Raw genomic sequence first — 21,793 nt, forward strand, 5'->3', positions numbered from 1 at the left:
CGTCGCCACCACATCGGTGGGGGCCGGGTCAGGACCCGAGAGCGGCGCTCACGACCTCCTTGGCCTCCTCCTGCACCTGGGCCAGGTGGTCCGGGCCCCGGAAGGACTCGGCGTAGATCTTGTAGACGTCCTCGGTGCCGCTGGGGCGGGCGGCGAACCACGCCGACTCGGTGACGACCTTGAGGCCGCCGATCGCGGCGCCGTTGCCGGGTGCCTCGGTGAGCTTGGCGGTGATCGGCTCGCCGGCGAGCGACTCGGCGGTGACGTCGTCGGGGGAGAGGCCCCCGAGCTTCGCCTTCTCCTCGCGGGACGCGGCGGCGTCGATGCGGGCGTAGGCCGGCTCGCCGTGCTTCGCGGTGAGCTCGGCGTAGTGCTGGGAGGGCGTCCTGCCGGTCGTCGCGATGATCTCCGAGGCCAGCAGGGCCAGGAGGATGCCGTCCTTGTCGGTGGTCCACACCGAGCCGTCGCGCCGCAGGAACGAGGCCCCGGCGGACTCCTCGCCGCCGAACGGGCCCGACCCGTCGAGCAGCCCGGGGACGAACCACTTGAAGCCGACCGGCACCTCGACGAGCCGGCGCCCGAGGTCCTCGGCGACCCGGTCGATCATCGAGCTCGACACCAGCGTCTTGCCGACGAACCCGTCGTCGCGCCACTGCGGACGCGCCCCGCCGTAGAGGTACTGGATGGCGACGGAGAGGTAGTGGTTGGGGTTCATCAGCCCGGCGTCGGGGGTGACGATGCCGTGCCGGTCGCTGTCGGCGTCGTTGCCGGTGGCGACGTCGTACTCCGCGCGCCGCTCGATGAGCGAGGCCATCGCCGACGGCGACGAGCAGTCCATCCGGATCTTCCCGTCCCAGTCCAGCGTCATGAAGCGCCACGTCGCGTCGACGAGCGGGTTGACGACGGTGAGGTCGAGGTCGTGCCGCTCGGCGATCGCGCCCCAGTAGTCGACCGCGGCCCCGCCGAGCGGGTCGGCGCCGATGCGCACCCCGGCCGAGCGGACCGCGTCGATGTCGAGCACCGAGGGCAGGTCGTCGACGTAGGTGCCGAGGAAGTCGTAGGTGCCGACCGTGGCCCGGGCCCGCGCGAACGGCACCCGCTTCACCCCGTCGAGCCCGGCCCGGATGTAGGCGTTGGCCGCGGCGGCGATGACCTTCGTCGCGTCCGAGTCGGCCGGCCCCCCGTGCGGCGGGTTGTACTTGAAGCCGCCGTCGGTGGGCGGGTTGTGTGACGGGGTGACGACGATGCCGTCGGCGAGCCCGCGTCCGGCCGGCATGTCCGACACCCCGGAGACCTTGCCGCGGTTGGCGACGAGGATCGCGTGCGAGACGGCCGGCGTCGGCGTGTAGCGGTCGTCGGCGTCGACGAGGACGGTGACGTCGTTGGCGACGAGCACCTCGAGGGCCGAGGCCCACGCCGGCTCGGAGAGGCCGTGGGTGTCGCGGCCGATGAACAGCGGACCGTCGTAGCCCTGCTCGCGCCGGTAGTCGCAGATGGCCTGCGTCGTCGCGAGGATGTGCGTCTCGTTGAACGAGGTCTTCAGGCTCGACCCACGGTGGCCCGAGGTGCCGAAGGCGACCTGCTCGTCGACGTTCTCGGGGTCCGGCTCGCGCGTGTAGTAGGCCGTGACCAGCGACGCGACGTCGACGAGGTCGGAGGGCTGGGCGGGCTGTCCGGCGCGCGAGGAGCTCATCCCCCGATCCTGGCACGACCGGTGGGGCGGGGACAGGCAGGAGTCCGAGGAGCGGCGGCACCCCCCGAACGGGTCATGGTGGACCGGGGCGAGAGGGGGGAGCGTGGGCCCCGACGCCCCGGTCGACCGGTGCGCGCGCAGCCGCCCATCCCGGAAGGACCCCGATGACCACTGCCCCGGACCTCACGCCCGACGCCCTCACCGACGTCACCTGCGAGCTGCACCGGCCGGGGGACCCCGGCTACGACGTCGCGCGCACGGCCTGGAACCTCGCGGTCGACCAGCGCCCGGCCGCCGTGGCGGTGCCGCGGACGGCCGAGGACGTCGTCGAGGTCGTCGTGGCCGCCGGCCGCGCCGGGCTGCGGGTCGCCCCGCAGTGCACCGGGCACGGCGCCGGCCCGCTCGGCGAGCAGGACCTGTCCGACGCCGTGCTGCTGCGGACCGGCGCGCTCTCCGGCGTCACGATCGACCCCGCGACGCGGACCGCCCGTGTGCTCGGCGGGACGACATGGGACGCCGTCGTCGCGGCCGCCGCGCCGCACGGGCTCACCGCCCTGCACGGCAGCGCCCCCGACGTGGCGCGGTCGGCTACCTCCTCGGCGGCGGCCTGTCGTTCTACGGGCGCACGCACGGCCTCGGGGTCTCGTGCCTGCGGGCCGTCGAGCTCGTCCTCCCGGACGGCACGCTGCGCCGGGTCGACGCCGCCGACGAGGACCTGTTCTGGGCCGTCCGGGGTGCCGGCGGGTCGCTCGGCGTCGTCGTGGCCGTCGAGATCGACCTGCTGCCCTACCCGGACGTCGTCGCCGGGATGCTCCTGTGGGACCGCGAGCGCGCCCCCGAGGTCCTGCGGGCCTGGCGGGACTGGACCCGGACGGTGCCGGAGTCGGTGACGACTTCCCTGCGGGTCATGGGCTTCCCGCCCGTGCCCGAGCTGCCGCCGTTCCTGTCCGGGCGGGACGTCGTCGTCCTCGACGGCGCCCTGCTCGAGGACGACGAGACCGCCGCGGGCCTCCTCGCACCGCTGCGGGCGCTGGAGCCCGAGGTCGACACCGTCGGCCGCATCCCCAGCGCCGCCCTGCTCGAGGTCCACATGGACCCCCCGGCGCCGGTGCCCTTCGTCGGGGACCACGCGATGCTGCACGACCTCGACGACGCCGCCCTGGACGCGTTCCTCGCGCAGGTGGGGCCGGGCACGCGGGCGGGCCTGATGTTCGCCGAGCTGCGCCACCTCGGCGGGGCCTTCTCCCGGCCCATCGGGGCGTCCGGCGCGCGGGGCGCCCTCGACGGCGAGTACGGGATGCTCGCCGTGGCCATCACCCCGGACGCGGCGGCCGAGGAGGCCGGCCGGTCGGCCGCCGCCGCCCTCGTGCGGGCGATGGCGCCGTGGTCCACGGGCGGGCTCGCCCCGACCTTCACCGAGGGCCGGGTCGAGCCGTCCCGCTTCCACGACGACGACGTGCTGGCCCGCCTGCGCGTGGTGCGCGACCGCCTCGACCCCGGCGGGCTCGTCGTCGCGGCGCACGGCCTGTAAGCCGGCCCGCGCCGCCTCAGAGGGTGAGCGCCGGCCCGTCGGGCTCGGACCCGGGCATCGGCACGAGGAAGAGCGCCGCGAGCCGGGCCACCCGGACGGTGACTGACCACGGCTGGTCGTTCCACGGGACCTGCTCGGCCTCGAGCACCGTGCCGGCCTGGCTCGGGCTGGAGGCCTCGTCGTAGCCGGAGGTGTCGAGGACGACCTCCCAGCTCCCGGCCCGCGGGACCCCGAGGCGCACCCACTCCTTGTCGGCGCCGCTGTAGTTGACGACCGTGGCGACGACGTCCCCGGTGCCGTCGCCGCGCTCGAAGCGCAGGTAGGACAGCAGGTTCCCTGTGTTGTCGTCGGCGTCGAGCCAGCGGAAGCCGGCCGGCTGCGAGTCCAGCGCCCACAGGGCCGGGTGCTCGCGGTAGACGGTGTTCAGCTGCTTGACGAGGGCGTGCACCCGGTGGTGCGCGGCGTGGTCGAGCAGCCACCACTCCAGCGAGCGCCCGTCGGCCCACTCCTGCGGCTGGGCGAACTCGCTGCCCATGAACAGCAGCTGCTTGCCGGGGTGGCTCCACATGTAGGCGAGGAACGCCCGCAGCGTCGCCAGCTGGTCGGGCCGGTCCCCGGGGATCTTGTTGAGCAGGGAGCCCTTGCCGTGGACGACCTCGTCGTGGCTGATGGGCAGCACGAAGTTCTCGCTGAAGGCGTACATGAGCGAGAAGGTCAGCAGGTTGTGGTGGTACTGGCGGTGCACCGGCTGCTCCTGCAGGTAGCGCAGGGTGTCGTTCATCCAGCCCATGTTCCACTTCAGCCCGAACCCGAGGCCGCCGGTCGACGTCGGCTTGGTGACGCCCGGCCAGGACGTCGACTCCTCGGCGATCGTCACGACGCCGGGGACCCGCTTGTAGGACGTCGCGTTGGCCTCCTGGAGCAGGCCGATGGCCTCGAGGTGCTCGCGGCCGCCGTGGACGTTCGGGATCCACTCGCCGTCGCGGCGGGAGTAGTCGAGGTAGAGCATCGAGGCGACGGCGTCGACCCGCAGGCCGTCGACGTGGAACTCCTCGAGCCAGTAGACGGCGTTGGCGACGAGGAAGTTGCGCACCTCGAGCCGGCCGAAGTCGAAGACGTGGGTGCCCCAGTCCGGCTGGTCCCCGCGGCGGGGGTCCGGGTGCTCGTAGAGCGGCAGGCCGTCGAAGCGGGCGAGGGCGAACTCGTCGCGCGGGAAGTGCCCGGGCACCCAGTCGAGGATGACGCCGATGCCCGCCTGGTGCAGGGTGTCGACGAGGTACTTGAACTCGTCCGGCGTCCCGAAGCGCGCGGTCGGCGCGTAGTAGCCGGTGACCTGGTAGCCCCAGGACGGCCCGTACGGGTGCTCCATGACCGGCAGCAGCTCGACGTGGGTGAACCCGAGGTCGCTCACGTAGTTGACGAGGTGCTCGGCGAGCTCGCGGTAGGTGAGGCCCTGGCGCCACGAGCCGAGGTGCACCTCGTACACGCTCATCGGCCCCTCGTGCGGGTCGCGACCGGCGCGCGCGCCCATCCACTCGCCGTCGTTCCACTCGTGGCTCGAGGCGTCGACGACCGACCCCGTGCGCGGCGGGCACTCGGTGCGCCGCGCCATGGGGTCGGCCTTGGTGCGCACGACGTCGTCGGCGCCGCGGATCTCGTACTTGTAGACGTCGCCGACGCCGACGCCCGGGACGAACAGCTCCCAGACGCCGCTGGACCCGATGAGCCGCATCGGGTGCACCCGGCCGTCCCAGCCGTTGAAGTCGCCGACGACGCGGACCGCCTTGGCCCGCGGCGCCCACACGGCGAAGGAGACGCCGGCGACGCGCCCCATCGGGCCGTCGTACTCGTGCAGCCGGGCGCCGAGGACGGTCCACAGCTGCTCGTGCCGGCCCTCGCCCACCAGGTGCAGGTCGACCTCGCCCAGGGTCGGGGCGAAGCGGTAGGGGTCGTCGTGCTCGTGCTCGATGCCGTCGCCCCAGGTGACGAGCACCCGGTAGTCCATCGTTCGGGTCGCGTCGGGGCGCACGGCCGTCCACACGCCCTCGGCCTCGTGCTCGAGGTCGACGACCTCGTCGTCCTCGAAGCGCACCCGCACCGACTGCGCGAGGGGCTTGAGGACGCGGATGCGCAGCCCGCCGTGCTCCAGGTGCTGCCCGAGCAGGTCGTGCGGCTGCTGGTGACGGTTCTGGGCCAGCGCGGTGATGGCGCCGCCGACCTCGGGGCTGGGGGTGGTGGTCACGAGGGTCCTCCTTCGGAGGGGACGGAACGGTCGGTGAGGCGGTGCACGGCGCCGAGCGGGATGGCGAGCCAGTCCGGCCGGTTGCGGGCCTCGTAGACGACCTCGTACATCGCCTTGTCGAGCTCGAAGGCGGCGAGCAGTGGTCCGAGGTCGCGGGGGTCGGTGCCGCCGGCCGCGGCGTAGCCGCCGAGGAAGGCGTCCTGGACGGCGCGCACCCAGTCCCGGGCGGAGGCGCCGCCGCCGCGCTCGCGGGAGCCGCCGACGTAGTCGACGCTGCGCAGCATGCCGGCGACGTCGCGGACCCACTGGTCGGGCAGCGAGCGCTCGGCGAGCGGGCGCAGCGGCTCGCCCTCGAAGTCCAGCAGCACCCAGCCCCGCTCGGGGGAGTGCAGCACCTGGCCGAGGTGGTAGTCGCCGTGGATGCGCTGCAGGTCCGGCCAGGACGCGCCGGCGGCCGCGGCGAGCACGTCCTCGACGGCGGGCCGGGCGGCCTCGAGCTCCGGGACCTCGGCGACGGCGGCGTCGACCCGCACGCGCATCCCGGCGAGGATGGCGTCCACCTGCTCCGGGGTCGTCGGCGTCGTTCCGAGCGAGGCGGCCAGCGCGCGGTGGACCTCGGCGGTCGCGGCCCCGAGGTCGCGGGCGGGGCCGGTGAAGTCCGTGCCGTCCTCGGCCGCCTGCAGGGCCACCCGCCAGGCGTCCTCGACGCCGGGCAGGAACTCCTGGGCGAAGGCGAGGTGGCCGTGGGCGTCGAGGTCGCCCTCGGGCCCGGGCTGCGGCCAGGACCCGGTGACCGACCCGACGACGCCCGGGACGCGGCGCGAGCCGGCGTCGACGAGAGCGCCCTGGAGGACGACGTCCGGGTTGTCGCCGGGGGAGAGCATCCGGAAGACCTTGACGATGAGCGGCACGTGGCCGCCGTCCTCGGTCTCGGCGTCGAGGATGACGGAGGTGTTCGACTGCTCGCCGGACAGCACCCGCGCCGAGCGCACCCGCACGGCGGTGTCCCAGCTCGGCTGCGGCACGCCGGCCACGGTGTCGTCCTGCGCGTCCGACTCCGAGGACGACGCGGCGGGCACCCGGCCCTGGAGCAGCTCGAAGAGCTGGGTCGCGTACACCGGGTCGTGCGGGGCGTCGTACACCCAACGGGTGCCGAGGACGCTGTGCTCGAGCGTGCCGACGAGGGCGTGCTCCGCGCCGTCGACCGGTGCGCCGCGGTAGGTGAGCGGCACCTGGTAGACGACGGCGTCGTCGCCGGACTCGTCGGCGAGGACCATCGTCTCGACCCCGACCTCGCCGGCCGGGTCGTCGAGCCGCCAGGACGTCAGCCGGCGCAGCCGCGGCCGGCGCCCCTTGGCGGCGTACCAGCGCTGCCGGCCCATCCACTCCTCGACGAGCTCGCGCTTGCCCGGGGTCAGGGTGGCGTCCGGGTGCAGCTCAGCCATGCTGGCCCCCCGGCGGCGGGTCGAGCGCCAGCCAGAAGAAGTCGCGCGAGCCCAGCGTCAGCGACAGCGTGCCGTCGGCGTCGATGTCCGGGAACCCGGTGCCACCGAAGAGGTCGCGGGTCTGCCAGCCGGCCAGCCGCTCGGGGAGGGTGATCGTCGTGGCCTGCGGCCGCGAGGAGAGGTTGTTGACGCACAGGACGGCCTTGGCCGAGCGGTCCTCGACGTCGCGGTCGCGGGTGTCGACGCGGGTGTACGCGAGCACCCGGTCGTGGGTCGACGCGCACACCGTGAAGTCGCCGAGCCCGAACACCGGGTGCTCGCGCCGGACGGCGAGCATGCCGCGCACCCAGTGCAGCCGCGAGGACCCGGAGGCCATCTGCGCCTCGACGTTGACGTGGTTGTGGTGGTAGACGAGCGACTGGATCACCGGCAGGTAGAGCTTGCCGGGGTCGGACGTCGAGAAGCCGGCGTTGCGGTCCGGCGTCCACTGCATCGGGGTGCGGACGGCGTCGCGGTCCTCGAGCCAGATGTTGTCGCCCATCCCTATCTCGTCGCCGTAGTAGAGGCACGGCGAGCCGGGCAGGGACAGCAGCAGCGCGTGGATGAGCTCGTACTCGGGGCGGCTGTTGTCCAGCAGCGGCGCGAGCCGCCGCCGGATGCCGATGTTCGCGCGCATCCGCGGGTCCGGGGCGTACCAGCCGTACATCGCCGCGCGCTGCTCCGGCGTCACCATCTCCAGGGTGAGCTCGTCGTGGTTGCGCAGGAACGTGCCCCACTGGGTGCCGGGCGGGATGGCCGGGGTGTCGGCGAGGACGTCGATGATCGGGGCCGCCTTCTCCTCGCGCAGGGCGTAGTAGAGCATCGGCATCACCGGGAAGTGGAAGCACATCTGGCACTCCGGCGACTCCTCGGTGCCGAAGTAGTCGACGACGTCGCTCGGCGGCTGGTTGGCCTCGGCGAGGAGGATCCGGCCCGGGTACTCCTCGTCGACCATGCGGCGCAGCTTGGCGAGGAACTCGTGGGTGCGGGGGTGGTTCTCGCCGTTGTGCCCCTCCTCCTCGTAGAGGTAGGGCACGGCGTCGAGGCGGAAGCCGTCGATGCCCATGTCCATCCAGAACCGGACGGCGTCGAAGATCGCGTCGTGGACGGCCTCGTTCTCGAAGTTGAGGTCCGGCTGGTGGCTGAAGAAGCGGTGCCAGAAGAACTGCCGGCGGATCGGGTCGAAGGTCCAGTTCGAGGTCTCGGTGTCGATGAAGATGATCCGGGCGTCGGTGTACTTGTCGTCGGTGTCGGACCACACGTAGAAGTCGCCGTACGGGCCCTCGGGGTCGCTGCGCGAGGCCTGGAACCACGGGTGCTGGTCGCTCGTGTGGTTCATCACGAGGTCGGTGATGATCCGGATGCCGCGGGCGTGGGCCTGGGTGATGAGCTCGCGGAACTCCGGCAGCGTGCCGAACTCCGGCAGCACCTGGGTGTAGTCGGAGATGTCGTAGCCGCCGTCGCGCAGGGGGCTGGCGTAGAACGGCGGCAGCCACAGGCAGTCGATGCCGAGCCACTGCAGGTAGTCCAGCCGCCCGACGATGCCGGCGAAGTCGCCCTCGCCGGAGCCCGTGGAGTCGCCGAAGGCCCGCACGAGCACCTCGTAGAAGACCGCGGTGCGGAACCACTCGGGGTCGTGCCGCAGCCCGGGCTGGTTCATCCCGAGCCCGGGGAGGCTGTGGCCCATGCCGGGGATCGCGCTCACTGCATCCTCCTCACGGCGACGACGTGGCACGGTTCGACCTCGGGGCCGAGCCGCACGTAGACGTCCCGCTGCCAGGACCAGACCTGGCCGCTCACGAGGTCCTCGGCCTCGATGGCGTCGCCCGGCTCCAGGCCGAGCGAGGGCAGGTCCAGGCGCATCGTCGTCGCGCGGGTCGAGTGCGGGTCGAGGTTGGCGACGACGAGGATGACGTCCTCGGTGCCGTCCTCCAGCACCCGGCGCTTGGAGAAGGCCAGGAAGTTGTCGTCGTCGACGTCGTGGAAGCGGATGTTGCGCAGCCGGTGCAGCGCCGGGTGGGCCCGGCGGATCTCGTTGAGCGTCGTCAGCCAGCCGGAGAGCGACTGCCCGGCCCGCTCGCCGCCGGGCTCGAAGTCGGCCCAGCGCCGGTCCTTGTACTCGTACTTCTCGTTGTCGATCTGCTCCTCGGCGCCGGGGCGGGCGACGTGCTCCATGAGCTCGTAGCCGGCGTAGATGCCGTAGGTCGGCACGAGCGTCGCCGCGAGCGCGCTGCGCAGCTTCCACGCCGACGCGCCGCCGAACTGCATGTACGGCGTGAGGATGTCGTGGGTCGTCGGCCAGAACGAGGGGCGCATGTACGCGGCCGCCTCGCCGGAGAGCTCGGTGAGGTACTCCTCGATCTCCTCGGCCGTGTTGCGCCACGCGTAGTACGTGTAGCTCTGCTGGAAGCCGACCTTGCCCAGGGTGTGCATCATCGCGGGCTTGGTGAACGCCTCGGCGAGCCAGATGACGTCCGGGTGGTCGCGCGCGACGTCGTCGATGATCCACTGCCAGAACTCGACCGGCTTGGTGTGCGGGTTGTCGACCCGGAAGATCTTCACGCCGTGGTCGATCCACACCTGGACGACCCGGCGGACCTCGCGGTAGATGCCCTCGGGGTCGTTGTCGAAGTTCAGGGGGTAGATGTCCTGGTACTTCTTCGGCGGGTTCTCGGCGTAGGCGATGGTGCCGTCGGCGCGGGTGGTGAACCACTCCGGATGCGACTGCACCCACGGGTGGTCCGGCGAGCACTGGAGGGCGAGGTCCATCGCGACCTCCATCCCGAGCTCCTCGGCGCGCGCGACGAAGGCGTCGAAGTCCTCGAAGGTGCCGAGGTCGGGGTGGATGGCGTCGTGCCCGCCGTCGGGGCTGCCGATGGCGTAGGGGCTGCCCGGGTCCTCGGGGCGCGCGTCCAGGGTGTTGTTCGGGCCCTTTTTCGCGGCCTGGCCGATGGGGTGGACGGGGGTGAGGTAGACGACGTCGAAGCCCATGCCGGCGACCGCCGGCAGCCGCTCGGCGGCGGTGCGCAGCGTGCCGGTGCGCCAGACGTGCTCGTCCTCGTCGTAGGTCGCGCCCTCGCTGCGGGGGAAGAGCTCGTACCAGGCGCCGTAGAGGGCGCGCTCGCGCTCGACGAGCAGCGGCAGGTCGGCCGAGGGCGTGACCATGTCGCGCAGCGGCCGCTCCCCGAGCTCGGCCTCGACGGCGGCGTCGGTGCCGGCCTTGAGGCGCACCGTCGGCGTCCCCGCGGTGTCGCGCAGGGTGTGGATGGCGTCGACGAGCACCTGCTCCTGCTCGGCGGTGCGCTCGACCTCGTCGAGGGCGCGCTCCAGCACCCGGGCGCCCTCCTCGAGCATGAGCTCGGTGTCGACGTCGGCGGCGACCTTGATCGTCGCGTCGTGCTCCCACGTGCCGTACGGGTCCGACCACCCCTCGACCCGGTAGGACCACCAGCCGAGCGCGTCCGGGGCGATCCGGGCGACCCAGTGGTTCAGGCCCTCGTTGACGCAGGTCATGGGGACGTGATGCTCGGCGCCGTCGGGGTCGGTCAGGACGACCGTCGCGTTGACGGCGTCGTGGCCCTCGCGGAAGACGGTGGCCGTGACCTCGAACTCCTCGCCGAGCACCGACTTCGCGGGTCGCGCGCCGTGGTCGACGACGGGTCTGACGTCCAGGACGGGGATGCGTCCGATGGGGGCTTGCGGAATGGCGGTGCGGAGGGCGTCACTCACCCCCACGAACCTACACGGACACCGGGTGCGGGCTCATCCCCGTGTCGGCGCGCGGTCGGGCGTGGGGGCGGCGGCGGCTCAGCGCGCCGTCCAGATGCGCTCGAGGTAGTCGCGCATCGAGCGGTCGGAGGAGAAGAAGCCGGACCGGGCGACGTTGAGGATGGCCATCCGCGACCAGGTGTCGGGGTCGGCGTACGCCGCGTCCACCCGGGCCTGGGCCTCGAGGTAGGCCGGGAAGTCGGCCAGCGCCATGAACGCGTCCTGGTGCAGGAGGTTGTCGACCACGGGGGCCACGACCTGGCGGTCGCCGCCGGTGAAGTGGCCGCTGGCCAGCAGGTCGATCGTCGCCCGCAGCACCGGGTCCTGCTCGTAGAGGTCCGCGGGCACGTAGCCCTCGCCGCGCAGCGTCTCGACCTCGGGCTCGGTCATCCCGAAGAGGAAGAAGTTGTCGTCGCCGACGAGCCGGCGGATCTCGACGTTGGCGCCGTCGTCGGTGCCGATGGTGAGCGCGCCGTTGAGGGCGAACTTCATGTTTCCGGTGCCCGAGGCCTCCTTGCCGGCGAGCGAGATCTGCTCGGACAGGTCGGCGGCGGGGATGAGCTTCTCGGCCAGCGTGACGTTGTAGTTCGCCGGGAACGCCACGGACAGCCGGCCGGCGACGCGCGGGTCGGCGTTGACGGTGTCCGCGACGGCGTTGATGAGGAAGATGATCTCCTTCGCCATGTGGTAGCCGGGGGCCGCCTTGGCGCCGAAGACGACGGTGCGCGGGGTGAGGTCCTCGGGGGCGACCCGGCCGGAGACGACGCCCTCGTAGAGCGAGACGATGTGGAGGAGCTTGAGGGTCTGGCGCTTGTACTCGTGGAGGCGCTTGACCATGACGTCGAGCATCGCCTCGCGCGGCAGGTCCAGCCCGTCGCGCACCCGCAGCAGCTTGTAGAGGCGCTCCTTGTTGTCGGCCTTCACCTGCCGGAACGCGGCCCGGAACTCCGGGTCCTCGGCGTGCGGCTCGAGCTCGCGCAGCCGGTCCAGGTCGGTGACCCAGCCCTCGCCGATGGTGTCGGTGACCAGGTCCGAGAGGCGCCGGTTGGCGAGCAGGACGAAGCGGCGGGGGGTGACGCCGTTGGTGACGTTGGTGAACTTCTCGGGCCACAGCTGGCTGAAGTCCGGCAGCACCTTGTCCCGCAGCAGCTGGCTGTGCAGCTCGGCGACGCCGTTGACCTTGGCGCCCGCCACCGTCGCGAGGTAGGCCATCCGCACCGAGCGCTCGGGGTGCTCGGCGATGACAGACATCCGGCGCACCCGCATCTCGTCGCCGGGGAAGGCCTCGCGGACCTCGTCGAGGAACTCCTCGTTGATGCGGTAGATGATCTCGAGGTGGCGCGGCAGCAGGCGGCCGAGCAGGTCGACCGACCAGACCTCCAGCGCCTCCGGCAGCAGGGTGTGGCAGGTGTAGGCGAAGCAGCGCTTCGTGATGTCCCAGGCCTCGTCCCAGTCGAAGCCCTTGCGGTCGACGAGGATCCGCATGAGCTCGGGGATGGCGATGACCGGGTGGGTGTCGTTGAGCTGGACGACGAGCCGCTCGGGCAGCCTGCGCAGGTCGTAGTCGGCCGGGAGGGTGTTGTCGATGAAGTCGTGGAGGGAGCAGGCGACGAAGAAGTACTGCTGCTGCAGCCGCAGCTCCTTGCCCTGGGGCGTGGAGTCCTCGGGGTAGAGGACCTTGGAGATGTTCTCGGCGAAGGTCTGCGAGCGGACGGCCTGGGCGTAGTCGCCGGAGTTGAAGATCTGCAGGTCGAAGGCGTGCGTGGCGCGCGCGCTCCACAGGCGCAGGGTGTTGACGACGCCGTTGCGGAAGCCGGGGACCATGTAGTGGTACGGCATGCCGAGGACGTTCCAGTCCGGGATCCAGCGGCTGCGCTCGACCCCGGCGTCGTCGGTCGTCGTCTCCGTGTGGCCGCCGAAGCTGACGATGACCTGGCGCTCGGGGTGCGGGAACTCCCACGGGCTGCCGAGCGAGAGCCAGGAGTCGGGCAGCTCGACCTGGCGGTCCTCGACGAAGGTCTGCCGGAAGATGCCGTACTCGTAGCGGATGCCGTAGCCGATGCACGGCACGTCCATCGTCGCCAGGGAGTCGACGAAGCACGCGGCGAGCCGGCCGAGGCCGCCGTTGCCGAGGCCGGGCTCGACCTCCTGGGAGCGCAGGGCGGCGATGTCGATGCCGGAGCGGCGCATGGCCTCCTCGGCGACGTCCTGGAGGTTCGTCGCGAGGAGGTTGTTGCCGAGCTGGCGGCCGAGGAGGTACTCGGCCGAGAGGTAGGCGACGGTCTTCTGCTGCGCCTGGCGGCGGCGGGCGCCGGTCTCGAGCCAGTCGGCCATGAGGTACCGGCGCACGGTGCGGGCCAGCGCGAGGTACTGGTCGTTGACGGTCGACTGGGAGAGCAGCACGCCCTGGCCGTAGTTGAGCTCGGCGAGGAAGGCCTCGACGAACCCGTCGACGGTGGGGGCGGGCTGCACGACCGGGCCGCTGGCCAGCGGGTGGTTCGCCTTGAAGGACGGGCCGATGCGCCGCGCGTCGGTGGACGGGGACTCGTCGGACACCATGGCGGGCGACGCGGTCGCCTCGGACACGGCGGCGGGCGTGGACTCGGACATCGGGCATCGTCCTTCGGGCAGGCGGGGGTGGCTGCAGCGACGGTGGTGCGGTGGACAGGGTACGCACTCCGCCGCCGGCCGCGGCACGACCGCTCGCGGCGCGCGTCGCCGGCGGGCCGGGGCCCGCGTGTCAGTCCTGGTCGGGGGGCCGTCTCGTCAGGCGGTCCGCGGTGACATCGGCGACGGTGGCGCAGCCGGTGAGGGCCATCGTGAGGTCGAGCTCGGCGGCGAGGTGGCGCAGGACGGTCTCGACGCCGCGGGCGCCGTCCAGCGCCAGGCCGTAGACGTGCGGGCGGCCGATGCCGATCGCGGTGGCCCCCAAGGCGAGCGCGACGAACGCGTCGGCGCCGGTGCGCACCCCGGAGTCGAAGAGGACGGGGAGGTGGGCGTCGCGGGCCCGGACCGCGGCGACGACGCCGGGCAGGGCGTCGAGGGCGCCCACCGACCGGTCGACCTGCCGGCCACCGTGGTTCGACACCCAGACGGCGTCGAGGCCGGCGTCCAGGGCCCGCGCCGCGTCGTCGGGGTGCAGCACGCCCTTGAGCACGACGGGGAGGGAGGTGAGGTCACGCAGCCGGGGTAGGTCCTCCCAGGTGAGCCCGGGGCGGGAGAAGACGTCGAGGAAGGTCTCGACCGCCGCCCGGGGCGCGGGGGAGCGGAGGTTGTCGCGGGCCCGGCCGGGGTGGTTGCGGCTCATCGCGACGAGGGTCCGGACGGCGGCCGGGGTGGGGCGCGGGGTCCCCGCCGGCTCGGCGTCCGCCGCGGCTGCGAGCCGTTCCTCGACGAGCCGCCGGAACACCGGGTCGGAGGTGTACTGCGCGATGCCGGCGCCGCGGGCGAACGGCAGGTGGCCGAGGTCGAGGTCGCGCGGGCGCCAGCCGAGGTAGGGCGTGTCGACGGTGACGACGAGCGCCTCGGCGCCGCAGGCCTCGGCCCGGCGGACGAGGCTGGCGGCGAGGTCGTCGTGGCGGCTCCAGTACAGCTGGTACCAGAAGCCGCCGCGGCCGGACACCGCCGCGACCGTCTCCATGGAGACGTCGGCCTGGGTGCTGAGGACCGGCGTCACGCCGGCGGCCCGGGCGCCGCGGGCCACGGCCTCGTCGGCCTCGGGGTGGGCGCTGGAGAGCACGCCGACGGGGGAGAGGAGGAACGGCGTGGGGTGGCGGCGACCGAGCAGGTCCACCGACAGGTCCCGCTCCCGGGTGTCGACGAGCATCCGCGGCACGACGCGGTGCCGGTCGAAGGCGGCGCGGTTGGCGCGGGCCGTGGCCTCGCCGCCCGCGGAGCCGGCGACGTAGGCGAAGTCCCGCCGGGACATCGCCCGCTCGGCGGCGGCCTCGAGCCGGCCGGCGTCGGTGGGGACGACCGGCCGGTGGCCGAAGGTCCCCGCGCGGTAGATCGCGGACTGCACCAGCCGGCCGAGGTCGCGTTCCATCGCCCCGTTCTAGCGCACCCCGCGGGGTGCGCGGCGGGGCGCGGCGGGGCACGACGACCCCGACACCCCGGAACGTCCGCGAGACCCCGGTTCGCAACCGGGGTCTCGCTGACATTTCGGGGTGACCCCGAAATGTCCGCGGTGCACCACGTCGTAACCGGGGTCTCGGTGACATTTCGGGGTCACCCCGAAATGTCCGGGGGCCGGGGGGTCAGCGGAGGTAGGGGATGCTCCGGTCGAGCAGGCCGCGCTCCTTGAGCTCGGCGGCGAGGGGGATCTCGTAGTCGATGGCCCCGGTCTGCTTGATGCCCCAGAACGAGGCGTGGTCCGGGCCGTGGCCGAGGAGCTGCTGGTGGACCGGCGACAGGCCGGCGAACCACTCGGAGTCCTGGTCGGCGACGTTCTCGTCGAGCGGGCGGATCCAGCGGTAGGTGTAGCCGATGAACATGAGCTTGCGGATGCGCTCGCTCTGGTTCATCGAGCGGCTGTGCCAGATGCGGCGGTCGAAGATGAACGCGTCGCCGGGCTCGAGGAGGACCTCGACGGCGCCCTCGGGCTCGATGATCGGGTCGCCCGGCTTCTCGGGCCGGCCGGCCAGGGTGTTGTTCTTGTGGCTGCCGGGGATGACCTTGGTGTTGCCGTAGCCGGGCTCGGACAGGTCGGTGAGGGCGAAGCAGATCTTGGTCATGAACATCGGACGCACGTCCATGTCGATGTCCGAGTTCTGCCGGTACCCGTCCTGGTGCCAGTTCCAGAACGGCGGCTCGTCCTTCGGCGGGTTCACGTCGATGTGGTTGTGGTGGGTGTAGATGTTCCAGCCCATGTTCCCCCAGATGTAGGGGAAGGTCGTGGGCCAGGTGAGCAGCTCCGGGAAGCGCGGGTCCTTGTGCAGCCAGCCCATGACGTGGATCGACCGGTCGGGCCGCAGGCGGTCGGCGGCCTCCTCCTCGGCGTAGATCCGGTCGACGGCGTCCTCGAAGTAGGCGCGGTCGTCCTCGGGCAGAGCGCCCTTGATGACGACGAAGCCGTCGCGGTCGTACTGCTCACGGATCGCGGGGTCGAGCGGCTCGTACCCCGTCGGGGCGGGCGCGGTCGCGGTCATGCCAGATGCTCCTTCACGTGGGGTCGCGTCTGCCGACAGTGTAGGGCGGGCGGCGGCGGGGACCCGGACGGCGCGGGCCCGGCGGGTCAGACCGTCGCGTAGACCCGCAGCGAGGTCGCGGCCACGAGGGCGGGGCTCTCAGGCTCCGTGCGCTCGCCCTCCCCGGGCTCGCTCCCCTCCGGCCGGTCCCACGCGCTGTCCCAGAGCAGCCGGCCCCCGCCGAGCCCGTCGGGCGCCGTGACCTCGACGTCGCGGTCGGTGCCGTTGACGACGAGCAGGACGCCGGGCTCGCCGGGCCCGGTGGGGGCCAGGGCCATCTGGAGCACCCGCGAGCCGGCCTGCTCCCAGCGGCCGTGCATCGGGGCGCCGTCGGCGCCGAACCACGCGACGTCCAGGCGGTCGCCCTCGACGGGCCGGCCGAGCAGCCACATCCGCCGGCGCAACGCCGGCAGCCGGCGCCGGAGGGCCAGCAGGTGCCGGGTGGTGGCGACCAGGTCCTCCTGCCAGGGCTCGAGGTCCCAGTCGACCCACGCGACCTCGGTGTCCTGGCAGTAGGCGTTGTTGTTGCCGCCCTGGGTCCGCCCCAGCTCGTCGCCGGCGGTGAGCATGGGCACGCCCTGCGAGAGCAGCAGCGTGCCGAGCAGCGCGCGCACCGTCCGACGGCGGGCCGCGAGGACGGTGTCGTCGTCGGTGGGTCCCTCCGCGCCGTGGTTCCACGAGCCGTTGCCGTCCGAGCCGTCGCGGTTGTCCTCGCCGTTGGCCTCGTTGTGCTTGTGGTCGTAGGACACGAGGTCGGCGAGGGTGAAGCCGTCGTGCGCGGTGACGAAGTTGACCGACGCCGTCGGGCCGCGGTCGCGGGCGCCGAAGAGGTCCCGGGAGCCGGTGAGCCGGGTGGCGAGCTCGCGGGCGTCGTGCCCCGCGTGCCCGTCGCGCTGGGCCCGCTGGTCGCCGACCCAGAAGCGGCGCGCGGTGTCGCGGAAGCGGTCGTTCCACTCCAGGAAGGGCGGCGGGAACTGGCCCGTGCGCCAGCCGTGGATGCCGAGGTCCCAGGGCTCGGCGACGAGGGTGACCCGGGAGAGAACGGGGTCGGTGCGCAGGGCGACGAGGAACGGGTGGTCGGGGTCGAAGTCGTCCCCGCGGCCGCGGCCCAGCGCCACGGCGAGGTCGAAGCGGAAGCCGTCGACGTGGTACTCCTGCACCCAGTGCCGCAGGGAGTCCAGGACCATCCGGCACACGACGGGGTGGCGCAGGTCGAGGGTGTTGCCGCAGCCGGTGACGTCGATGTCGCGGCCGCGCTCGTCCAGCCGGTAGTACGCCCGCTGGTCCAGCCCGCGCCAGGAGAGCGCGGCGCCGGTGCGCCCCTGCTCAGCCGTGTGGTTGTAGACGACGTCGAGGACGACCTCGATGCCGGCCGCGTGGAGCAGCTTGACCATGCCCTTGACCTCGTCGACCACCCCCTGGGGATCCCGGGCCGCGGCGTAGGCGGGATGCGGCGCCATGAACCCGAGCGTGTTGTAGCCCCAGTGGTTCGTCAGGCCGCGGCGCACGAGGTGCGGCTCGTGGGTGAAGGCGTGCACGGGCAGCAGCTCGACGGCGGTGACGCCGAGGGAGACCAGGTGCTCGACCGCCGCCGGGTGCGCGAGGCCGGCGTAGGTGCCGCGCAGCTCCTCCGGCACCCCGGGGTGGCGCATGGTCTGGCCGCGCACGTGCGCCTCGTAGAGCACGGACTCGCTGCGGGTGCGCCCCGGCGGGGAGTCCGCGCCCCAGTCGAAGGCGTGGTCGACGACGACGCCGCGCGGCACGTGGCCGCGGCTGTCCAGCGCCGACGGGCGGTCGAGCTCCCCGTGCCAGGAGCCGTCGACGACGTGGGCGTAGAGCTCCGGTCCCCAGGTGACCGACCCCTCGAGCGCGTCGGCGTACGGGTCGAGCAGCAGCTTGGCCGGGTTGTGCAGCATCCCGCGCTCGGGGTCCCAGGGGCCGGCGGCCCGCAGGCCGTAGCGCTGACCGGCGACCATGCCGGGCACCGTCCCGAACCACCAGCCGTGCGCCCGCTCGCGCAGGGGGACGCGGCGCTCGCTCTCGCCGGCGGCGTCCCCGGGCTCGAACAGGCAGACCTCAACGCCCTCGGCGTGCCCCGCGTAGACCGCGACGTCGCAGCCGCCCGCGACCGGCGTGACCCCCGGCGGCGGGGGCAGGTCGCGGGTCAGCGGCCCCGGCGGCGGCACGTGGGTGGCGGACCAGGGAGGCATGGGCGACAGGCTAGTGACCGCGCCGGGGCGCGCGCCGGAGCCCGTCCGGTCGGCGTGGTCGCCGGTGCGCCCGAGTCGTTACGGTGGGGACATGACCGATCCGACCTCGCTGCCGAACTTCCCGCCGCCCCCGGACGAGCACCCGCTGCGCGGCCGGGTCCTCGACGTGCTCACCGATCTCGGGGTCGCGCCGAACCTCGACGAGGACGGCGACGTCGCGTTCACCGTCAACGACCAGACCCTCTTCGTGCGCTGCATCGAGGGCGAGGTCCAGATCATGCGGGTCTTCGGCCAGTGGAAGATCCAGGACGAGCTGACCGCCGACCGGCTCAAGCTCTACGAGACCTGCAACGACGTCAACCTGCACATGAACCACGTCAAGACCGGCGTGGCCGACGGCACGCTCGTCGTCCTCGGCGAGCACCTCGTGACGCCCGGGTCCGACCTGCCGGTCCTCGTCCAGATCTCCGTCCAGACCGTCCTGTCGGCGGTCCACCTGTGGCACCAGCGGGTCCTCGGCATCGACCCCGAGACCGGCCGGCCCGAGGGCGAGCAGGCGTGAGCGACCTCGTCCGCCTCGAGGTCGAGGACGGCATCGGCACGGTCCGGCTCGACCGTCCGCCGATGAACGCGCTCAACGCCGAGATCCAGCACGGGCTCGTCGCGGCGTGCCGCGAGGCCGCCGAGCGGTCCGACGTCGCCGCGGTCGTCGTCTACGGCGGCGAGAAGGTCTTCGCCGCCGGGGCCGACATCAAGGAGATGGAGACGATGTCCTACACGGACATGGTCGACCACTCCGGCCTGCTCCAGGACTTCACCCGGGCCCTGGCCCGGCTGCCCAAGCCCACCGTCGCCGCGGTCACGGGCTACGCGCTCGGCGGCGGCTGCGAGGTCGCCCTCGCGTGCGACTGGCGGGTCGCCGCCGAGGACGCGCGGCTCGGCCAGCCCGAGATCCTCCTCGGGATCATCCCGGGCGCGGGCGGGACCCAGCGCCTGGCCCGCCTCGTGGGTCCGGCGCGGGCCAAGGACCTCGTCCTGTCCGGCCGCTTCGTCGACGCGCGGGAGGCGCTGGCCATCGGTCTCGTCGACCGGGTCGTGCCGGCGGCCGAGGTGTACACCGCCTCCCGCGAGCTCGTGTCCCGCTACGTCGGCGGCCCGTCCTACGCCGTCCGTGCCGCCAAGGAGGCCATCGACCGCGGGCTCGAGGTCGACCTCGAGACCGGGCTGGAGATCGAGCGGCAGCTGTTCGCGGGGCTGTTCGCGACCCGGGACCGCGCCACCGGCATGCGCCACTTCGTCGAGAAGGGCAAGGGCCCCGCGCCGTTCGAGGGGTCCTGAGCCCCGGCGGCGTCGGTCCCCGGCGGCGTCAGTCGCCGTCGTCGGCGTGCCGGCCGCCGTGGCTCGAGCGCAGGTCGGCGCGCTTGGCGGCCACCGTCGCGGCGTGCTCGGGCCGGGCCATGCCCTGGACGTCGTCCAGCAGCGCCTCGATGCGCCGCGGCACCTGCAGCGTGTCCTGGCCGTAGTGCGCGATCTCGTCGATCGCGAGGTCGAGCATGCGGGCGAAGGTCGTCGGCCGGTCGACGAGCCGCACCGAGCCGTCGCCGTCGACGAGGTAGGACGAGCGGTCCGGGCGGGTGGCGGCGACCCGCAGCAGACGGTGCAGCTCGTCGAGGACCTGGACCGCCGTCGTCGGGTCGTTGATGCCGGGGGAGAGGGCCCGTTCGGCGATGTCGACGAGCTGGCGGAAGCCGAACTCCGGGTCCTGCTGCAGGGTGCGCTCGCGGCCGAGGCCGAAGCCCTCGCGGACCCGGTCGAGGACGTCGTCGCCGGCGTGGGCCCCGTGGACCACCGCGAGCTCGTGGCGCCGGTGCCGGACGTCGCCGGGCCGGGTGAGCAGCTCGACGACGACCCCGGCCTCCTGGGCGTGCTCGACGAGGTGGCTGTAGTGGATCCGCTGGACGACGCCGTGCCCCTCCTGGCTCGTCACGACGACCGAGGGCCCCGGCTGCTGGGACCACGAGGGCGGCACGGCCGAGGAGTCGTCCCACTCCTCCTCGGACCCCTTCTCCAGCGCCCGGACGGTCGAGGCCGCGATGCGGTCGATGACCTGGTCGACCTGGATGGACATCGTGATGTGGTGGATGAACGCGAAGAACATGCCGACGCTGAGCAGGACGAGCACGAAGGCGACGGAGACCGAGAGCTGGGGGACGAAGATGCGGTCCCCGCCGCGCACGTCGCGCAGCACCATGAGGGCGAAGACGAACGAGGAGGTGAAGACCCCGAGCGTCGTCTGCACGATGCGGCTGCCGAGGAAGGAGCCGACGAGCCGCGGGGTGAACTGGCTGCTCGCCAGCTGCATGACGACCATCGTGATCGAGAAGACGAGGCCGGTGACCGAGATCATCGCGCTGGCGATGGTCCCGAGCAGGCTGCGGGCGGAGTCGACGTTGCCGCTGAAGAGGAACGCCACGTCGCCGAGAAGGTACTCGTCGACGAGGGGCAGGAGGATCCCGACGACGACCGCGCCGACGGTGATGACCGACGGCAGGACCCAGAAGGGGCGCCAGGTCGCCTCCCACCAGCCGACGGTCTCGGGGTCACCGAGCGGACCGACCGTGCGCCGCACGGTGCCCGGTCCGACGACGTCCTCGCTGCTCACGCCCCCGATCCTGTCATGCGCGGCGTGGTGGGCACCGCTGCCCGCGCCGTCGCCCGGCTGTCCCGGCGAGGCTCGACGCGTGGTCACGATCACGCCGCCCGGGTGGTGAACGAGCGCTCACCTGCTGACAGGATGGAGCGAGCGAGCGCCCGGTGACGTCCGGGCCCCACCACCATCCACCGAGGGAGGACGAGGCGCGCATGAACATCGTCGTCTGCGTCAAGTACGTCCCGGACGCACAGTCCGAGCGGACGTTCCAGGAGTCGGACAGCACCGTCGACCGCGAGGCCGTCGACGGCCTGCTGTCCGAGCTCGACGAGTACGCCGTCGAGGAGGCGCTGAAGATCGTCGAGGCGCAGGGGGACGGCGAGGTCACCGTCGTCACCGTCGGCCCGGCCGCCGCCGCCGACGCCATCAAGAAGGCCCTCCAGATGGGCGCCCACAAGGGCGTGCACGTCCAGGACGACGCCATCCACGGCTCGGACGCCGTCGGCACCTCGCTGGTCCTCGCGGAGGCCGTGAAGAAGGCCACCGACGGCAGCCCGGAGCTCGTGCTCACCGGCATGGCCTCCACCGACGGCGTCATGGGCGTCGTCCCCGCGATGATGGCCGAGCGCCTCGGCCTGCCGCAGGTCACCTACGCCTCCGAGCTCACCGTCGGCGACGGGTCGGTGACCATCCGCCGCGACGGCGACACCGCCTCCGAGACCGTCGAGGCGAGCCTGCCCGCCCTGGTCTCGGTCACCGACCAGATCAACGAGCCGCGCTACCCCTCGTTCAAGGGGATCATGGCGGCGAAGAAGAAGCCGGTCGAGACGTGGTCGCTCGCCGACCTCGGCGTCGACCCCGCGGACGTCGGCCTCGACGCCGCGTGGACCCGGGTGGTCTCGTACGCCAAGCGCCCGCCGCGCGAGCAGGGCCAGCTCGTCACCGACGAGGGGGACGGCGGCACGCGGCTGGCCGAGTTCCTCTCGACCCAGAAGTTCCTCTGAGCCGGCGCCGAGACAGGAGCACCCA

General features: G+C 73.0%; 14 protein-coding genes and 1 pseudogene. 5 read left to right on the plus strand and 10 right to left on the minus strand.

What is annotated here, in order from left to right; genetic code table 11:
- Positions 1 to 28 precede the first annotated feature (28 nt).
- Complete coding sequence (gene pgm, locus EPD83_RS08175; protein ID WP_165566446.1) at positions 29 to 1,693, minus strand: phosphoglucomutase (alpha-D-glucose-1,6-bisphosphate-dependent); 1,665 nt, start codon at positions 1,691 to 1,693, stop codon at positions 29 to 31.
- A gap of 164 nt (positions 1,694 to 1,857) precedes the next feature.
- Here pgm and EPD83_RS21040 point away from each other — a divergent pair.
- Together EPD83_RS21040 and EPD83_RS20635 are read left to right on the plus strand one after the other, a co-directional pair.
- A pseudogene (locus EPD83_RS21040) lies at positions 1,858 to 2,190 on the plus strand (FAD-binding protein); the annotation flags it as partial.
- An 11-nt stretch (positions 2,191 to 2,201) separates the two neighbouring features.
- A complete protein-coding gene (locus EPD83_RS20635) occupies positions 2,202 to 3,224 on the plus strand; it encodes an FAD-binding oxidoreductase (RefSeq protein ID WP_235950412.1) in 1,023 nt (340 codons plus the stop codon).
- Between the two features lie 16 nt (positions 3,225 to 3,240).
- On the opposite strand, the gene glgB is transcribed toward EPD83_RS20635, so the two are convergent.
- From glgB to glgX, 8 genes are all read right to left on the minus strand, one after another.
- The gene (gene glgB / locus EPD83_RS08185; RefSeq protein ID WP_165566448.1) at positions 3,241 to 5,466 is read right to left on the minus strand and encodes a 1,4-alpha-glucan branching protein GlgB; all 2,226 of its coding nucleotides are present in this window, start codon (positions 5,464 to 5,466) and stop codon (positions 3,241 to 3,243) included.
- Entirely contained in the window at positions 5,463 to 6,911 is a 1,449-nt protein-coding gene (locus tag EPD83_RS08190) for a maltokinase N-terminal cap-like domain-containing protein (protein WP_128366773.1), read from the minus strand. Before EPD83_RS08190 ends, glgB begins: the two co-directional genes overlap by 4 nt.
- The gene (gene treS, locus EPD83_RS08195) at positions 6,904 to 8,637 is read right to left on the minus strand and encodes a maltose alpha-D-glucosyltransferase (RefSeq protein ID WP_128366775.1); all 1,734 of its coding nucleotides are present in this window, start codon (positions 8,635 to 8,637) and stop codon (positions 6,904 to 6,906) included. The genes EPD83_RS08190 and treS overlap by 8 nt, the downstream gene beginning before the upstream one ends.
- 14 nt (positions 8,638 to 8,651) lie before the next feature.
- Positions 8,652 to 10,679 (minus strand): alpha-1,4-glucan--maltose-1-phosphate maltosyltransferase, encoded by a 2,028-nt coding sequence (locus EPD83_RS08200; RefSeq protein ID WP_165566449.1) that lies wholly within the window; start codon positions 10,677 to 10,679, stop codon positions 8,652 to 8,654.
- Positions 10,680 to 10,757: 78 nt separating this feature from the next.
- On the minus strand, positions 10,758 to 13,328 hold the full coding sequence (locus EPD83_RS08205) for a glycogen/starch/alpha-glucan phosphorylase (protein ID WP_235950413.1): 2,571 nt from the start codon (positions 13,326 to 13,328) through the stop codon (positions 10,758 to 10,760).
- Positions 13,329 to 13,458: 130 nt separating this feature from the next.
- Complete coding sequence (locus EPD83_RS08210) at positions 13,459 to 14,763, minus strand: alpha-hydroxy-acid oxidizing protein (RefSeq protein ID WP_128366731.1); 1,305 nt, start codon at positions 14,761 to 14,763, stop codon at positions 13,459 to 13,461.
- Positions 14,764 to 14,974: 211 nt separating this feature from the next.
- Positions 14,975 to 15,865 carry a phytanoyl-CoA dioxygenase family protein gene (locus tag EPD83_RS08215; protein WP_128366730.1) on the minus strand — a complete coding sequence of 297 codons (891 nt, stop codon included), beginning with the start codon at positions 15,863 to 15,865 and terminating at the stop codon, positions 14,975 to 14,977.
- 86 nt (positions 15,866 to 15,951) lie between these two features.
- The gene (glgX, locus tag EPD83_RS08220; protein WP_165566450.1) at positions 15,952 to 18,114 is read right to left on the minus strand and encodes a glycogen debranching protein GlgX; all 2,163 of its coding nucleotides are present in this window, start codon (positions 18,112 to 18,114) and stop codon (positions 15,952 to 15,954) included.
- Positions 18,115 to 18,205: 91 nt separating this feature from the next.
- Here glgX and EPD83_RS08225 point away from each other — a divergent pair, with 91 nt between their 5' ends.
- Complete coding sequence (locus EPD83_RS08225; protein ID WP_128368507.1) at positions 18,206 to 18,676, plus strand: T3SS (YopN, CesT) and YbjN peptide-binding chaperone 1; 471 nt, start codon at positions 18,206 to 18,208, stop codon at positions 18,674 to 18,676.
- Entirely contained in the window at positions 18,673 to 19,452 is a 780-nt protein-coding gene (locus EPD83_RS08230) for an enoyl-CoA hydratase/isomerase family protein (protein WP_128367318.1), read from the plus strand. The genes EPD83_RS08225 and EPD83_RS08230 overlap by 4 nt, the downstream gene beginning before the upstream one ends.
- A 28-nt stretch (positions 19,453 to 19,480) precedes the next feature.
- Here EPD83_RS08230 and EPD83_RS08235 read toward each other — a convergent pair whose 3' ends face one another.
- Entirely contained in the window at positions 19,481 to 20,776 is a 1,296-nt protein-coding gene (locus tag EPD83_RS08235; RefSeq protein WP_164896543.1) for a DUF2254 domain-containing protein, read from the minus strand.
- Between the two features lie 200 nt (positions 20,777 to 20,976).
- Between EPD83_RS08235 and EPD83_RS08240 the strand changes: the two genes are divergently transcribed.
- Positions 20,977 to 21,768, plus strand: a complete 792-nt coding sequence (locus EPD83_RS08240) for an electron transfer flavoprotein subunit beta/FixA family protein (RefSeq protein ID WP_128367320.1) — start codon at positions 20,977 to 20,979, stop codon at positions 21,766 to 21,768.
- Positions 21,769 to 21,793 lie beyond the last annotated feature (25 nt).

It is taken from the genome of Phycicoccus flavus, assembly GCF_004025965.2.
GTDB classification, from domain to species: Bacteria; Actinomycetota; Actinomycetes; order Actinomycetales; family Dermatophilaceae; genus Phycicoccus; species Phycicoccus flavus.

Coding starts and splice junctions, on each gene's coding strand:
- EPD83_RS08240 (WP_128367320.1), top strand. CDS start 20,977: ATGAACATCGTCGTCTGCGTCAAGTACGTCCCGGACGCACAGTCCGAG.
- EPD83_RS08205 (WP_235950413.1), bottom strand. CDS start 13,328: ATGTCCGAGTCCACGCCCGCCGCCGTGTCCGAGGCGACCGCGTCGCCC.
- glgX (WP_165566450.1), bottom strand. CDS start 18,114: ATGCCTCCCTGGTCCGCCACCCACGTGCCGCCGCCGGGGCCGCTGACC.
- EPD83_RS08215 (WP_128366730.1), bottom strand. CDS start 15,865: ATGACCGCGACCGCGCCCGCCCCGACGGGGTACGAGCCGCTCGACCCC.
- EPD83_RS08190 (WP_128366773.1), bottom strand. CDS start 6,911: ATGGCTGAGCTGCACCCGGACGCCACCCTGACCCCGGGCAAGCGCGAG.
- pgm (WP_165566446.1), bottom strand. CDS start 1,693: ATGAGCTCCTCGCGCGCCGGACAGCCCGCCCAGCCCTCCGACCTCGTC.
- EPD83_RS08225 (WP_128368507.1), top strand. CDS start 18,206: ATGACCGATCCGACCTCGCTGCCGAACTTCCCGCCGCCCCCGGACGAG.
- treS (WP_128366775.1), bottom strand. CDS start 8,637: ATGGGCCACAGCCTCCCCGGGCTCGGGATGAACCAGCCCGGGCTGCGG.
- EPD83_RS08210 (WP_128366731.1), bottom strand. CDS start 14,763: ATGGAACGCGACCTCGGCCGGCTGGTGCAGTCCGCGATCTACCGCGCG.
- EPD83_RS20635 (WP_235950412.1), top strand. CDS start 2,202: ATGGGACGCCGTCGTCGCGGCCGCCGCGCCGCACGGGCTCACCGCCCT.